This is a genomic window from Nonomuraea sp. NPDC050680 (assembly GCF_040654555.1).
Taxonomy (GTDB): domain Bacteria; phylum Actinomycetota; class Actinomycetes; order Streptosporangiales; family Streptosporangiaceae; genus Nonomuraea.
The window spans coordinates 150,778-165,519 of sequence record NZ_JBFAIF010000012.1 but is presented as its reverse complement, the minus strand read 5'-3'; the positions used below and the strand labels follow the sequence as shown (position 1 = coordinate 165,519).

Genomic DNA, 14,742 nt, shown 5'->3' with positions numbered 1-14,742 from the left:
ACCTATAGGTTGCAATCGCTACCCGCAAGCACCTCGGGATGCCGGGCGTGATCTCCGCAGCTCCGCCCTGAGCGACTCGACTCGACGTTCTACTCCCGCAGCCTGGTCCGCGCCGGCGGCTCGATGCCTATTCCGCGCAGTGCTCGTTCGATGAACGCGCTCTTGGCGTTGGAGTAGGCGTTGCGGTTGTCGTGGTGCTGGTCGGCGAGGTCCAGCTTCAACTGCGCATATTCCTGTCGCAGTTCTTGGTCGGCTCGCAGGGCGTCTCGGAAGCAGAGCAACGCGCGAGCATCTGGGTGATCATGCTCGATCAGATGCAGATGGTGAGTTCTGGCTTCCGGTCTGGGGCGCAGGAACCACAGCCGATAGTGACGGCAGGGATCGTCCGGCCAGAACAACCAGCCGTCCGCCTCGAGCACTCCCACCGCATCCTGCGCCTCTCCCAGCGAGCGGACCGGCGCCAGCATGTCGATGACCGGCTTGGCCCCAAGCCCCGGCACCGAGGTCGAGCCGATGTGCTCGACCGGACCGGCCAGCCACTGAGCAAGCACCGCCGACACCTTGCCTTGCTGGTCGGCGAACCTCGCAGGCCATTGCGGGTCGTACTCGACGATCTCCACACGCTGATCAGGCATACGAGAAACCTACAAGTCTCCCGACCTCCACCACCGAGGCCAGCACGCGAAGGCCCAGGCTCAACCCGCCAACAAGCTCAGCTTGGCAAGGTGCAGAGAAGCTTCCTCTGGGCGGTCGATGTGCCGTGGGATCGGGCCGGCCGCGCTGAGGCCCGTCATCCACGTCGATCCGGCTTTCACCTCCCAGCAGTAAACGGCCGAGAAGCTGACTAGCGGTAAAGCGAGAGGCGACTGCCTAAACAGCCGCCTCTCAGACGATGGTTCTCGCCGATATCGGCGCTACATCGTGTCGCAGGGCAGGCCCCAGCTCGAATAGCCGCCGCCAGGCTCATGGTGCCAGAGTTCGGCACAGATGTTGGTGCCTCCGGCCGCTGGCCAGGGGTTGTCGAACGTCAGTGTGGCGCCGGCGTAGGTGTAGGTGCGGGTGTTGGTGTCATGGCCAGGGCTCCAGACGTGGATGTGGTAGCTGCCGTTGGGGCCGCAGCGGGGTTGGTGCTGGAGCGTGATCCTGTTGTTCTGCGCCCAGAGCCCGAGGCACCTGCTGATCCCGGCTGGTTTCTTGGCCAGGTTGGTGGCTGTGGCAGAAGCAGGTGATACCGCGATCGTCGCGGTGGCCGCGAGAACGGCCGCCGTAGTCAGGAAGCGGCCCAGAAGTCGGGCCTTGTTGGACTTTCGTGCTGTCTGCATCGAGTCTCCCCGTGAGTTCGACCGAGCGATTGCAGTCAGCCTCACAGTGCGCGGTTGCCGTCACCAGGACTTGCGCCGGTCACTTCCCGGACTTTCCTGCTGTCTGGACCGCAGCCGGATCGAGGCGCCTCGGACTGCGTTCAAGTACGACAGGTGGCACCAGCAGTAACCACCGCTCTTTCTACGGGTGGCAGACGGATGCGGCCTCCCAGACGAATCCGTCAGGGTCGGTGAAGGGCCCGGCGTCGCCGCCGATCGCGATCCGGTGCGATCCGGTGCCCTCCTGGGAGACGCCGGTGTCCTTGGCGAGGGCGCGGCGCGGGTAGAGCGCCAGCGTGACGGCCGACGACGGCGTGTCGAACTCGACGTACTTGCCGCCGAAGCTCCTGGCCACCGCCAGGCCGCGGTCGACGTAGAACCGCTTGCTCGCCTTGACGTCCGCCACGCCCAGCAGGAGCGCGACCTGATCGATGTGCCGGGCGGCAGGGCCGGTGTCCTTCTTCGCCGAGCACGCGATCTTGCAGATCGTCCCGTCCGGGGCGCGTACGACGACGCCGTAGCCCCAGAACTCCTTCGTGGCCGGCTTCAGCGTCGTGGCACCGACATCGAGGGCGGCGCCGACAAGGGCGTCGACGTTGCCCGGCTGGGACGCCACGAGGGACAGGGCGAAGCCACGGAAGCCGGTCGTCGGCGCGTCGGAGGCGCGTACGTTCACGAAGGCCCCCAAACCGAAGGCTTGATAGAAGGCGTCCGCGGCCGTGGGGTCGGAAACTTCCAGGGTGACGGATTCGAAAGAGGTCATGGCAGGTCCTTTGAGCGAGGTGGGGCCGATTAGCGGCGAATGCGGCAGGGGCAGGTCGGTGCTCACCGGTCCTGCAAGATGCCGAGGACGTTGCCGTCGGGGTCGATGACGGTGGCCACCAGGCGGCCGCCACCGACCTCGTGCGCGGCCTCCTTCACGGCGGCCCCCGCGGCGACCACCTCGGCCAGTTTCGCCTCGATGTCCGGCACGTGCCAGTAGGCCACCGGCGAGATCATGTCCTGCGGTCCGCCGCCTGGCACCAGTCCGATGTGCTGGCCCTCGGCCTCGAAGCCGACGTAGTAGGACGAGTCGGTCTGCGGGGGGATGCCGAGCAGGGCGGCGTACACCGCCTTGGCCTTGGCCAGGTCGGACACGGGGTGCAGCACGGTCTTGATCCCGTGGGTGGAAGAGCCGGTCATGGTCACTCCTGTAGTCGTGGGTCATGTGTACGCATGCACAGCCTTTCCGCCGGCCTGATCGGTCCGCATCCGTGGCGACCACGGAACCAATCACGGATCGACATCACGGATCGACAGCACGGATCGCGCGGTGGTCATTGCGGATGGGGACGCGGAGGGGATGCGGCAAACTGGGGCGATGGTTGCAGGAGCGGACATCTCGCCTCGGGAGGCCGAGGTGCTGGAACTGGTCGGGGCCCATCTCAGCAACGCCGAGATCGGGGCGCGGCTGTACATCTCGGTGCGTACCGTCGAGAGTCACGTCTCCTCTCTGCTGCGCAAGCTGGAGGTACCGGATCGGCGGGCGCTCGCCCAGCGCGCGCCCGAACCGGCCGGTGCCGGCCCGTCTCACCCGGCACCGGTTCTGCCCGCCTCGCTGACCTCGTTCATCGGCCGGGAAAGCGAGCGGGCCGAGCTGACCGAGATGATCAAGGCACACCGTCAGGTGACCGCGGTCGGTCCCGGTGGAGTGGGCAAGACCCGGCTCGCGTCGGCGGTGGCCGCGCAGGCGGCCGGCGAGTACTCCGACGGGGTGTGGTTCGTCGACCTGGTCCCGGTCACCGATCCGGGCATGATCGCCGCTGCGGTCGCCGGGGCGCTCGGCCTCGGTGAGCAGCCCGGCCGTGACATGACCGCGTCCGTGGTCGCCGCGCTGGCCGACCGTCACGCGCTGCTGGTGCTGGACAACTGCGAGCACGTGGTGGACGGGGCGACGCTGTTGCTCGAGCGGCTGCTGGTGACGTGTCCTCGGGTGACGGTGCTGGCGACCAGCCGGGCCCGGCTGATGGTGCCGTTCGAACGGGTGTATCAGGTCCCGCCGCTGTCGTTGACCGTAGATGGCGAGTCGGACGCGGTCGCGTTGTTCATGGAGCGGGCGGCGGCGGTTGGCTGGCCACTGGATCCCCCGCTGCGCGACCAGATCGCCGCGATCTGCGAGCGGCTGGACGGGATGGCACTGGCGATCGAGCTGGCCGCCGCCCGGTATCCCACGCTCGGGCTGGACGGCATCACCGCCGCCCTGTCCCATCCGCTCCGGATGCTCACCGGCGGCTCCCGTGCCGATGAACGGCACCGTTCGGTACGAGCGGCGCTGGACTGGAGCCATACCCTGCTGGAGCCGGCCGATCAGGCGCTGCTGCGCCGGGCGTCGGTGTTCGTGGCGCCGTTCACCGCTGCCGCGGTCGCGGAGGTAGCCGGGTCCGAGGAGGGCCTCGTCGCCGACGGACTGGCCCGGCTCGCCGAACAGAGCCTGCTGGTGGTGGCCGCGTCCCCGGGCGGAACCCAGTACCGGGCGTTGGAGACCATCCGCCAGTACGGCACGGAGCGGCTCGCCGAGGCCGGCGAACTGATCGACGCTCGATCCCGGCACCTTCGCTGGTGCCTCACCAGGGCCGCCGGGCTGAAGGCGGTACGAGTGGACTGGCGGGCCCGGTTCGACGCGGTGGCCGACGACCTCCGCGCGGCTCTGGCGTGGGCGGCCGATCGGCCGGAGCAGCGCACGGACGCGTACGATCTCGCCCGGCACCTGGCGGAGCTGACCTTCACCCGTCACCTGACCGGCGAGTCCCAGCGGCGCTATGAGCAGGCGGCCGCGCTCACGGCAGACCCCGCCGCCGGCGCGTCGATGCTCCGGCAGGCCGCCGCCGTGGCCGGCTGCCGGACGATCGGTGATGACATGTACCGCCTCCGCCGCGCAGCCGCGGACGCCGCCCGCAGCTCCGGCGACAGCGCCGGCGCCGCCGCTGACCTGGCGACCGCCGCCACCATCGCGTTCCGGTTCTCGACCACGTTCGTACGACTCCCGTCTCGGGAGGAGACGCTCGCGCTGATCACCGAGGCGCGAGAGCTGGCCGGCGACGATCCGGCCGCGCAGGCCGCGGTGGCACTGGCCGAGGCCGCGGTGCTCACGGACGCGTTCGGTGCCGCCCAGGGCCCGCCCGGCAACGCCGTACCGGAGACGATCGCGCGCGCCGAGCGCGCGGTCGAGCTCACCCACCGGACCGGCGACCCGCTCGCCGAGTCGGCCGCACTCGACGCGCTCACCGGTGCGCAGAGCTGGGCCGGCGACACGTTCGCCACTGCGGCCACGGCCCGGCGCCGGATCACGCTCCTGTCGTCCCTGCCGATCTCACCGGCCGGCACCCACGAGCTGATCGACGCGCTCGGTATGGTCACCGAGGCCGCCCTGGGCGCGGGGGATGTGCCAGGCGCCCGCCGATGGGCACGCCAACTGGCCGACCATCCATCCCTGGCGGAGGTCGGTCACCGCGCTACGTGCCGGCTGCTGATGGTTGACGCGCTGGCGGGCAATATCGACGAGGTGCTCACCGGCAGCGTCAGGTTCCTCGACGCGTGGCGGCGGGCAGGCAGCCCGGCCCGGTCGCTCCTCCGCCCGGCGGCGGCCGCCGTGGCGATGATCCACGGCCTCCGCGCCGACCATGACGCCCAGCGTGAATGGCAGGAGGTCCTGAATCAGCTCGGGACCCCACTGGAGCACACGTACGGCTACGGGGCGGTGTTCGACGCGATACTTCTGCTGCACCGCGGGCAGGCACCGGAGGCGCTGGAGCGGATGACCCCCGAACCCAGGCAGGTGTGGAAGTGGGTCACCTGGATCTGGCACCACTGGTATGTCGCGCTGCGCACCGAGGCCGCCGTACTCGCCGGGAGCCCCGACGCTCGCGACCGTCTGGCCGAGGCCCGCACCACCGTGGCCGGCAACCCGGTCGCCGATGCCATGGTGGAGCGGGCCCAAGCGCTGCTCGACAATGACCAGGAGCGGTTGCTCGCCACGGTAGCCGCGTTCGACACCGCCGGCTGCCGCTATCAGTCGGCGCGGACCCTGGTGCTCGCCGGCGGCGACCATGCCGCCCGCGGCGCGGCCGCGCTGGCCGACCTCGGCCTCGCCTAGGAGCAGCAGGGCTCAGACCGCGTCGCCGGAGCCGAAGGACCCGGCCTGCTGGGCTCGCCTGGGTCGCGGTAGGCGGGACGATGCCGGGTTCCCGAGAGGGAGTCAGCGCGGCGCGTAGGCCTTCGGCAGTCGCATGCCGCGGTCGGCCATGATCTGCCGGACGTGGTTCGGGTAGTTCGTGATGATGCCGTCAACACCCATGTCCATGAGGGCCTCTATGGTGGCGGGGTCGTCGCAGGTCCACGGGATGACCTTCAGGCCCCGGGCGTGCGCCTCCGACACCATCGCCTGATCGGGGTAGAAGCGGAAGCCCGGGTCACCGACCTTCCCACTCTGCGGGAAGCCGTAGTTAGGAGACAGGGCCGTGACGCCAGGGACTGCGGCAGCCGCCTTCACGAAATCGCCTTCGTAGTCGTCGACGTCAATGCCACCGAGCCACGGGGAGGCGCCGGGCTTGCCGATCTGAAGGAAGTCGTAGTTCGTCAGCGCCACCAGCGGCCACGTCGGCGCAAGCCGGTGCATTTCCAGCAATGCGCCCCAGTCGAAGGACTGGATGGTGATCTGGCGCTCGATCCCCGAGGTGTGGATCTCTTCGAAAACCCGGCGGACGAACAACTCGCGAGGCGCGGTCTGCTCGGGCGCGCCCGCCTCGACCTTGGTCTCGATGTTGAGCGTGACCTGCTTGGCACGGTAGCTCTTGACGAGGTTCAAGACGTCCTTGAGCTCGATCATCCGGAAGCCCTTGATCTGCTCCTGCTCGGGGAAACCGGGCAACTGCTGATACCCGCAGTCCATGGTCTTGATCTGAGCCAGGGTCAGGTCCTTGATGTACTTGCCGACGTACGGGTACAGCGGATCGCCGGGCGTGACCGGTGCGGTGTCGCGGCACTTCTGGGCGCTGATCTGCCGGTCGTGGTTGACGACGACCTTCTCATCCTTGGTGACATGCGTGTCCAGCTCCAGGGTGCTGACCCCGAGGCGCATCGCCTTACCGAACCCCTCCAGCGACTCCTCGGTCGTCATGCCGATGCCACCGCGGTGGGCCTGGAGGTCGAAGTGAGTCTTCTGGGGCAGCACGCCGGGACCGTCGGCCGTTGACGCGTGGGCGGCTACTGGCGCGGCGAGCGCGGGCACAAAGGCCAGGCTCACCAGGACGTGACGAAGGTGCATGAGGGGGGGCTCCGCTGTGTTCGGTCTATCTGGCCTCACGACGCTAGATCGCTGGCCACCCCTCGTAACGACCATGGCGTGATGGGGGTGTGAACCTTCGCGGAACGCGGAGGAGGCGGCACCCAGGCGCGCCCGATATCGGAGAGCGGAACAGGATCTGCTGGTGCCCTGGACTCGAGGCGCCCCGCCCTGACGCCACTTCCCTCCATCAGCCCGTACGGCAGGCCTCCGATGAGCCTGGAATAACAAAGCGCACGAAGTACACGCAATCGAGAAAGAGTAGACGTGCGTCGGATCCGGTGCGTCGCTTCAAAGATGTACGCACGGACGAGCTATTCGGCTCGAATTATCAGGCAAAATTCCGAGTTTGTTGGATACCAGGGCAATCGGCCCGGATGAAGCTATCGTTACCAGGGGGCTTGGGAGTCGTACGAGGAGATCGGCATGCCTGATCTTGATCGCGAGGCGATGCGGGCAGCGGCACAACGCATCCAGAAGCTGTCCGACGACCACTGGTGGGCCCTTCATCCTTCCTGCGCGCTAATGGATGCCGACGCATGGGTCGGACCGACGGGCAGCCGCTTCGGCCAGACCGTACACGGCCGCGAGCGGGAGCTACGCGCGATGCTCGCCCGGGCCGTCGCCGACGCCAGCGACAAACTGGCAGGTACGAAGTGAGCTTCACCGGGATCAAGCAACCCGAGTTCGACACTCTGGTCTCCAGGCACAGCGCGGCGGCCCAGCAACTTGAGGGACTGGCTGCGGCACTGTACGGCGAGCTCACGGCCGCGGGGCTGGACACCGGTCCGGCGCTGCGCATCCGCGACATGGCCAGGGAGGTCGGGGCGGAGGTCGCGGACCTGCGGCGGCGGCAACAACTGATCAGGGAGATGGAACGCCTGAAGGTCACTTTCGGCACACACACGCCGGCCGGGACCATGGTTCCCGTCCCCGATTCGCTGGCGGTCGCCCAGGGATTGCTGAACGGAACGCTGGCCGCGAATGCCGCAGTGGCCGCGGGTCGCGGGGACGCCACAGCGCTGGCGCAGTTGCGAGGGTTCGCGGGCAAGGCCTCTGACCCGGAATTCGTCAAGGCCTTCCTGGCCAAACTAGGGGCCAAGGGCATCACCGAGCTTCCGGCATCGCTGGCCCTTCAGATGCGCGCCAACGTCATGATGCGAACTACCAAGGGCGACCAGGTGTCCCAGCAAGTCAAGGAGGGCATGAAGCTGCTCGCCACGGCCCTGGCCAAGGGCACCGACCCCAAAGACCCGGCCTTCATGGGCGAGGCGTTCCTCTCCCAGTTGGTGAAGGAAGGGCGGGCGCAGCACAGGGCCAACGAGGTGGCTTACGTCGGCGATCAGGCACAGGCGTTGATCTGGCGGGCGAGCGACGGCAAGCCGCCGTTCTCCAAGCGATTCATGGAAGTGGTGGGCCGGGACGCGATCGTTCATCAAAAGGAGCTGTCGGATGCCGGCCCGCCCTACGCCAACGCCATGGACTTGGCCACCGTGCTCGGGCTCAGCGATTCGATGCAGCCCGGCGGGCCGTACATGGGGGAACCGGGGAAGCCGATAAAGGCCAGCGTCATCGACGATCTGTCCCAGGCGGCGAGACACACGCCGGAGGCAGCGCAGGCACTGCTCTTCCACACCCCGCAGGGCTGGACGAAGAGCATCATGGAGTACCTGCTCACGGATCGGCTGGACGGCTTCAACCACACGAAGAACTACGCTCCGTTCGCCGGGCTTCTGCAGACGGCGTTGAGCGGCAAGGACAAGGAATCGCTCAAGTTCACCAACGACGCGCTCGTCATCCTCAAGAAGGAACTCGACGGTGTCTTCGGGCGAGGGGACGACGGGAAGCTGAGGATCGCCGACCAGAAGAAGCTGGAGCGGTTGTCCTTCCTGGATGGCCCAATGGGGTCGGTCATGGCCGCACACATCGACGAGATCTTCAGTGTCTTCGATCACCAGAAGCGCGCGCTGAAGAACATCGACCAGGCCGAGATGGATCGGGTGCTCACTTTCGTGGGCCGCCATGAAGGCGCGGTAAAGGCGCTGCTGGGAGCAGAGACCCAGCGGATGCTCGAGAAGGTCCAGGAGTCCTACAAGCGGGCCAACGGGGAGAACATGGAGGAGGTGCTCATCCCGGAGGCGCGCTTCATGGGGCATCTACTCGAACCCCGACGGCTGGTCCTTATGGCGCAGGCCAAGGGCGACGAACAGGCGAAGGCAGAAATGAAGAGCCTGATCAATGACATGCTCAGCGAGCTGACGGGGCCCGTGGGAAAACTCGCCACGCGGTTCGGGTTCTGGGGCGACAAAGCGCACGAAAAGCTCACGCCGATGGCGTTCGAAAAGCTGTCGGCAGCCTTAGCCGACCGACTGCTGGGAGTCGGCCTGACTACGGACTCGGCCTTGCAGCAGGCCGGCAACGACCGCGAGATGACTATGTGGATGGTCCGCCAGATGATCCTGGGCACCAGAATCGCGCACGGTGAATGGAACGCTCAGGCGCATAAGGACCTTGAAGGCAAGCTATTCGCCACAGACGGTCACCCGCCCGCTCTCAAACCGCTCGACGACATCGTCGACAACCCCGCCGCCTTCGACCAATTCATCAAGTGGGCACGCTTTCACACCAAGACCGAAAGCAATACCCAGACCGCCCAGGAAGCCATGGACAACAGCGCAGGCGTAGCCGTCCACGATAATCTAGGCATCGACCGGAACTACTGACATGCCCACACGCGTTCCCGCTGCCGTCCTAGGCACGCTGCTCATGCTGTCGCTAGGTTCCGGCTGCACTAACCCAAGTGGTAGCCCTACACAGCCAACGCCGAAGATAATCGCCGACACCAGCCCTATCACCGACTCCAGCCCATACTGGTGCAAGATCTTCCCGCAGCAGGCAATACGCAAAATCAGCGGGCTGACAATACCGCTAGAGGAGAGCATAGACGGCGTCCCCACTACCCATGGGGGATGCATACTCAAAAACGAGTACATCCGCTTCTCCCTCAACTGGTCCACCCGTGGAGGAGACGAGGCCCTTAAGCTTGCCCGCGAGAACTTCGGCAGCCATCAGCTAGCCGAGCTACCAGCCGACCTCGGGAAGGGCTTGATCGCATACACACGCGACCTTCCTATAACAAGTCCGCACGTCGCCTTCATGCTGTTCCGATGCGGCGACAAGCGCCCCTGGATAGGCATCGACTTTTCCGAGGCGGCAAAGGGACGAAACATAGTGACGGACTCAGTCGAGTTGCTTCGTATCGCCCGCACGCGCTACGGCAAAATACATCACTGCGCCCCCACGGCGACGTAACGTGTTTCTGTGTAGCTCACAATGCGTGGTGGGCATCTCGGCCCCAGGCCCATCACTCGCGAGGATGGCCCCGATTACAGCCGGGACCGAGACGGGAAGTACTGATTTACAGGTCGAGGACGTCGTTGATCGTGCCTGGAACACGCATCAGGACACCGTCCGCAGCGCCAGTCTCATCGCACCTCGCCGCGCAGGATCCGTTCGTAGAGACCTCTCGCGGCCGCGGCCAGCATTCACGCGGTTTCGTGGGTGGTGCCCTCGGTACGATCTGTCCGGCGTACGAAACCTTGGCCGCCGGCGGCGCACAGCTCGTACAGCGTCCGGTTGCACTCGCAAGAGGGCGAGACTACGCGGATCCACCGCGCCCGATAGGTCGCTTCGTACCAGGTCAGCTTGACGTGGTCGGCCTGCGGAGGCCCGAAGTGCGGGCCATGGAAGTCAGGGATCTCCGTCATGTCACGCGGTCCTGCCCTCGAAAACCTCGACGAGGTTCCTGAGCGCGATGTCGACGCGGGCCATGACGAGTTCGTGGATGTAGTCGCTTCCTGGCAGCAGCCGATAGCCGTGCTTATCCAGCACGGCCTGAACCTCCGATATCAGGTGAGGTGCCACATCACAGTCTCCATGGCAAGATCGCCGAAGGATGAGTCCGCGGAAAGGACGAAACATGGGTGGAAAGCTGCGTGTGGGACAAGTGTTCCGCTATGCCAGCGGCAAGGACCCGAAACCCCCAGTACTGGACGGTTACACCAACTTCCATCACGCGACTCACTCTCCCGCGCTCAAGCGCGCCTTGCTGGAGGCGGGCATCAACGGGATGGCTAAGGTCTTTTGTGTCGATGGGGCTCGGCGGCCTGTGATCCTTATCCGGTCGAGTCCCTGGAAGGCAGGAACCCAGCAGACCCCCTGGCACGACGTGTTTGATATGGACAACGGGCACGTCCGCTACTTCGGCGACCACAAGGCAGGGATTACTGCCGCGCCAGGGACCACCACCGGGAACGCCGCTCTGCTCGAAGCTTTCAGCGGCCATCAGGCGCACACACCGGAAGGACGTGCGACAGCAACGCCTCTACTGCTATTCCGAGCAGTATCGCGCAACGGCAAGCCAAAGGGACATGTCGAGTTCTGCGGGCTCGGACTCGTAGAACGAGCAGAGCGGATTGTGCAGTGGGGCGGACATGAACACACAACGTTTGTTAACTACGTCTACGACATCGCTCTGATCGATCTCACAGCCGAGAGCGACGAAGTCACGTGGGACTGGATCCACGCCCGACGCAACAAGGATGTTTCGGCCACACAGACGCTCGAGCTCGCACCCCATGCTTGGCGCGAATGGGTCATACAGGGCAACTCTGCGTTACCCAGACTTCGGCGACGGGTGGCACGAACGAGGGTCGTCAAGCTGCGCGATCAGCGCCCAATCGTCGGCAGTCTGGACGCGGCAGATCTCGAGACGATCTATCGGCGCTTTGACGGGCATAAACACGACTTCGAGGCATTAGCCGCCGCCATAGCAGCTCGCGTATTACGCGGATCTGGGCACAGTTATGCTGAGGGATGGTTAACGCGCAGGTCAGGCGATGGAGGAGCCGACTTCGTCGGTCGTCTCGATTTGGGCAGCGGCCTTGCTGGCACGAGCCTTGTCGTCCTCGGGCAGGCCAAGTGCATCAAGCCTGACAGCCAAGTATCTGCGGAGCAGATCGCTCGGGTCGTAGCCCGGCTGCGTCGCGGCTGGATAGGAGTCTATGTTACGACTGGGGCATACTCGGAGCCAGCGCAACTGGAGATCGTGGAGGACCAGTACCCGATCGTGCTAATCAACGGCATCGATTTGGTTCGCGAACTCCGTAGCATGGCTCGCGACGACCACGGTGGTGACCTGCTCGCCTGCATCGACCACATACTCAGCGGCCAGGAGGCGGCGGTTACCAACCGACGCCCCGAAGAGATTCTGCTGGAGTGATTTGGAACATTATCCCGGCACATCAATGCATTCCCCATCACCGACCCGCATGAGAAGCCAGCGCGGTTAGCCACGACGCGATCTGACCTCCGCCAAGATTTTTTGTGCCGCCTCCACAGGGCTTTCGTGCTCCCACACCCTCAAGACCGACCAACCTGCTGCTCTCAGCAGATGATCGGTTTCCGCGTCACGTTCACGATTTCGACGATGCTTTTCCGCCCAGAACTCGGCGTTAGTTGCCGCAACGGTGTGGTGCTCCGGACAGCCGTGCCAAAAGCAACCGTCTACGAAAACCGCGACCTTTGCGCGGGTGAATACTAGATCGGCAGTTCGTCGTACCTGCTTGAGTGGCCGGTAGGAGACGCGATACCTGAGGCCGAGTGCGTGTGCAGCACGACGCACCGCGAGTTCAGGCCTCGTGTCTCGGCCTCGGTTAGCGCGCATGCTTGCGCGAGTCGCCTCACTCGACGCCCACGACTCCTGCCTCATCCCCACTCCTTCACCCTACGGCCACGGCCGCAGTCGTTGATCACCCTGCCAACGGTTACGCAGTCGTCATCTGACAATTACGGTGACCTACTCGATCTTCGTCGCCGATGGGTGTTCACTGGCTCTCGTAAACGCCTCTCGATACCCGTGAGGCCGAGGAGACCTATAGTTGCGCCGTTGAGGTCCCGACCGAGAGGAACCGATGGACAAGCCTGCCATCCGCATGATCGATCTTTTCGCAGGATGCGGTGGTATGACAGCGGGCTTCGTCCGCGAAGGGTTCAGTCCCGTCCTGGCCGTGGAGTGGAACCTCTTCGCAGCAGCCACGTACGCGGCCAACTTCGGCCCGGATCACGTGATCGCTGGCGATATTGCGAGGGTTGGGGAGGCCCTCATCCCCGAAGCCGATGTGATCATCGGTGGACCGCCCTGCCAGGGCTTCTCCAACTTGGGCAGCAGGGACATCGAAGATCCGCGCAACAAGCTGTGGAAAGAGTACGTCCGCTTCATCACACACGCCCGGCCGAAGATCTTCATCATAGAGAACGTCGACCGTTTCATGAAGAGCAGCGAGTTCCTCCTCCTACAGGAAGAAGCCGACCACGGCCTCCTGAAGGAGTACGAACTCACCTTCGATGTTCTGAACGCGGCCGACTACGGGGTCGCTCAGCGGCGTAAGCGCACCATCGTCATCGGGTCGCGGATCGGCAAGATCCCGCTGCCTCGGCAGACTCATGCCAAGGACCCCGGGCTTGATCCCGACCTTAAGGCATGGCGGACGACTGCTCACCGCATCAAGGGCCTACCCGAGAAACCGAACACCACAGAACTCCCCGACAGCTACGTAGAACTTCTTGGCCACCTAGTGCCCGGTAGCTTCAAGGGCCTGGACATCCACATCAGGCGGAATCCGACGGAGATGTCCCTCCGACGCTACGACTGCATCCCTCCTGGGGGTGGTCGGTTCAATCTCCCTGACGAGCTTCTGTCTCCATGCTGGCGGAAGAAGAAGACGGGCACGACCGACGTGATGGGGCGCATGCGCTGGGACACTCCATCCGTAACGATCCGGACGGAGTTCTTCAAGCCAGAGAAGGGGCAGTACCTTCACCCTCAATGGGATGCGGACGACCCTTCAAACCGCGTGAATCGACCGATCACCCATCTCGAAGCTGCCCTCCTCCAGGACTTCGACTATGACTTCCAATGGTGCGGGACAAAGATCGAGATCGCACGACAGATCGGCAACGCCGTACCCGTCGGACTTGCTCAGGCGATCGCGAAGCACATCAGGCCATACCTCGCAGGCCACTGACTTCAGGTATCCGGCGCTCGCTTCCCAGGTGCTCGAGCATCTCCTCGCGTATGGTCCTTCGGCCTCCGAGGCGTGCCGCCTTCACCAAGAGCATCTGCACAGTTGGAGCCTCCCCCGACGCAGTGCCGGATACATGAGCAATCTGTACAGCTCGATGCCTCGACACATAACCGCGACTCCGCTGAAGGAGCAGTGAGCTCGTATGACCACGTCGCCACGTACGCATCGTGAGGAGCTAGACCGACTCGAGCAGGCGCTCGAACAGGCCCTTGAAGTAGTCCGGGCGACGCCTCGAGAAGGGCTCACCGCGGTTGACTGGCTGGAGACGGCTGCCCGCATCGGCGCGCTTGTGTCAGAGGCCCGGGACGCGTCCGCCGACGTCCGCGAATCCCTGCTCGGCGGAGCCCGAAGCGCTGTCCTGCTCTATCTGCGTGGCCACGTAGGCGAGGCTGTTCCACCTCATGCTCTGGAGGGTGTGTCCGCCATTCGAGCCTGGGAACGGCGCATCCGTGAACTGCGCGCCATCGGATGGGACATCGTAAGCGCGGGTACATATCGCCTGAATACCGACAAGCTAGATGAGGCAACCGCCCAAGGGGAAGCCATCATCGACTCCATTAAGGGCTCGACCCCCAAGGAACGGCTCATCGAGTATCTCGTACACATCAGCCCGTGGCCCGCAAGCCCGAAACATCTTGAGCGCGTAGCCGGCGTACCTACATGGCGCCAGGAACTCCGCGAGCTGGTGGAAGAAGGTTGGCTGATCCGGTCGTCGCAAGACGACCCGGAGCTCGCGTCAGGCTTCTACCGTCTTGCCAAGCTTGAAGACTGAGCAGCCTAACAAGCACTCGATAAAAGGTTTGAATACTTCCAAGTCTGCGAACATTCATTTGAATGTTCGCAGGCAGCGCCTCGTCTAGCGAACCTTTGGCTAACGAAAGGCGTCGTAACTGCGATGGAGTATGCGAGTACGAAC

The 14,742-nt window shown here is 65.1% G+C and carries 15 protein-coding genes; 7 read left to right on the top strand and 8 right to left on the bottom strand.

What is annotated here, in order from left to right; translation table 11 throughout:
- Positions 1-89: 89 nt before the first annotated feature.
- From AB0H88_RS33250 to AB0H88_RS33235, 4 genes are all read right to left on the bottom strand, one after another.
- Complete coding sequence (locus AB0H88_RS33250; RefSeq protein WP_357651469.1) at positions 90-620, bottom strand: GrpB family protein; 531 nt, start codon at positions 618-620, stop codon at positions 90-92.
- Between the two features lie 294 nt (positions 621-914).
- Entirely contained in the window at positions 915-1,322 is a 408-nt protein-coding gene (locus AB0H88_RS33245; RefSeq protein ID WP_357651467.1) for a hypothetical protein, read from the bottom strand.
- Between the two features lie 181 nt (positions 1,323-1,503).
- Complete coding sequence (locus AB0H88_RS33240; protein ID WP_357651465.1) at positions 1,504-2,124, bottom strand: glyoxalase; 621 nt, start codon at positions 2,122-2,124, stop codon at positions 1,504-1,506.
- Positions 2,125-2,186: 62 nt separating this feature from the next.
- The gene (locus AB0H88_RS33235; protein WP_357651463.1) at positions 2,187-2,543 is read right to left on the bottom strand and encodes a VOC family protein; all 357 of its coding nucleotides are present in this window, start codon (positions 2,541-2,543) and stop codon (positions 2,187-2,189) included.
- Between the two features lie 178 nt (positions 2,544-2,721).
- On the opposite strand from AB0H88_RS33235, the gene AB0H88_RS33230 reads away from it, so the two are divergent.
- A complete protein-coding gene (locus AB0H88_RS33230; protein ID WP_357651461.1) occupies positions 2,722-5,493 on the top strand; it encodes a LuxR C-terminal-related transcriptional regulator in 2,772 nt (923 codons plus the stop codon).
- Positions 5,494-5,595: 102 nt separating this feature from the next.
- Here AB0H88_RS33230 and AB0H88_RS33225 read toward each other — a convergent pair whose 3' ends face one another.
- Entirely contained in the window at positions 5,596-6,663 is a 1,068-nt protein-coding gene (locus AB0H88_RS33225) for a glycerophosphodiester phosphodiesterase family protein (RefSeq protein WP_357651459.1), read from the bottom strand.
- A gap of 444 nt (positions 6,664-7,107) precedes the next feature.
- On the opposite strand from AB0H88_RS33225, the gene AB0H88_RS33220 reads away from it, so the two are divergent.
- From AB0H88_RS33220 to AB0H88_RS33210, 3 genes are read left to right on the top strand one after another with little or no spacing between them, the layout of a single operon-like run.
- On the top strand, positions 7,108-7,341 hold the full coding sequence (locus AB0H88_RS33220) for a hypothetical protein (protein WP_357651457.1): 234 nt from the start codon (positions 7,108-7,110) through the stop codon (positions 7,339-7,341).
- Positions 7,338-9,404: a hypothetical protein gene (locus AB0H88_RS33215; protein ID WP_357651455.1), complete on the top strand. Its 2,067-nt coding sequence runs from the start codon at positions 7,338-7,340 to the stop codon at positions 9,402-9,404. Before AB0H88_RS33220 ends, AB0H88_RS33215 begins: the two co-directional genes overlap by 4 nt.
- 1 nt (position 9,405) lies before the next feature.
- A complete protein-coding gene (locus tag AB0H88_RS33210; protein ID WP_357651453.1) occupies positions 9,406-9,993 on the top strand; it encodes a hypothetical protein in 588 nt (195 codons plus the stop codon).
- A gap of 233 nt (positions 9,994-10,226) precedes the next feature.
- Here AB0H88_RS33210 and AB0H88_RS33205 read toward each other — a convergent pair whose 3' ends face one another.
- Entirely contained in the window at positions 10,227-10,448 is a 222-nt protein-coding gene (locus tag AB0H88_RS33205; RefSeq protein ID WP_357651451.1) for a hypothetical protein, read from the bottom strand.
- Position 10,449: 1 nt separating this feature from the next.
- The gene (locus tag AB0H88_RS33200; protein ID WP_357651449.1) at positions 10,450-10,572 is read right to left on the bottom strand and encodes a hypothetical protein; all 123 of its coding nucleotides are present in this window, start codon (positions 10,570-10,572) and stop codon (positions 10,450-10,452) included.
- A gap of 88 nt (positions 10,573-10,660) precedes the next feature.
- Here AB0H88_RS33200 and AB0H88_RS33195 point away from each other — a divergent pair, with 88 nt between their 5' ends.
- Positions 10,661-11,962, top strand: coding sequence for a restriction endonuclease (locus AB0H88_RS33195; protein ID WP_357651447.1), 1,302 nt, complete (start codon positions 10,661-10,663; stop codon positions 11,960-11,962).
- Between the two features lie 66 nt (positions 11,963-12,028).
- Here the strand turns inward: AB0H88_RS33195 and AB0H88_RS33190 are convergent, their stop codons facing one another.
- Entirely contained in the window at positions 12,029-12,451 is a 423-nt protein-coding gene (locus AB0H88_RS33190) for a very short patch repair endonuclease (protein ID WP_357651445.1), read from the bottom strand.
- Between the two features lie 202 nt (positions 12,452-12,653).
- Here AB0H88_RS33190 and AB0H88_RS33185 point away from each other — a divergent pair, with 202 nt between their 5' ends.
- Together AB0H88_RS33185 and AB0H88_RS33180 are read left to right on the top strand one after the other, a co-directional pair.
- Complete coding sequence (locus tag AB0H88_RS33185) at positions 12,654-13,766, top strand: DNA cytosine methyltransferase (RefSeq protein WP_357651443.1); 1,113 nt, start codon at positions 12,654-12,656, stop codon at positions 13,764-13,766.
- 202 nt (positions 13,767-13,968) lie between these two features.
- A complete protein-coding gene (locus AB0H88_RS33180) occupies positions 13,969-14,598 on the top strand; it encodes a hypothetical protein (protein ID WP_357651441.1) in 630 nt (209 codons plus the stop codon).
- Positions 14,599-14,742: the final 144 nt, after the last annotated feature.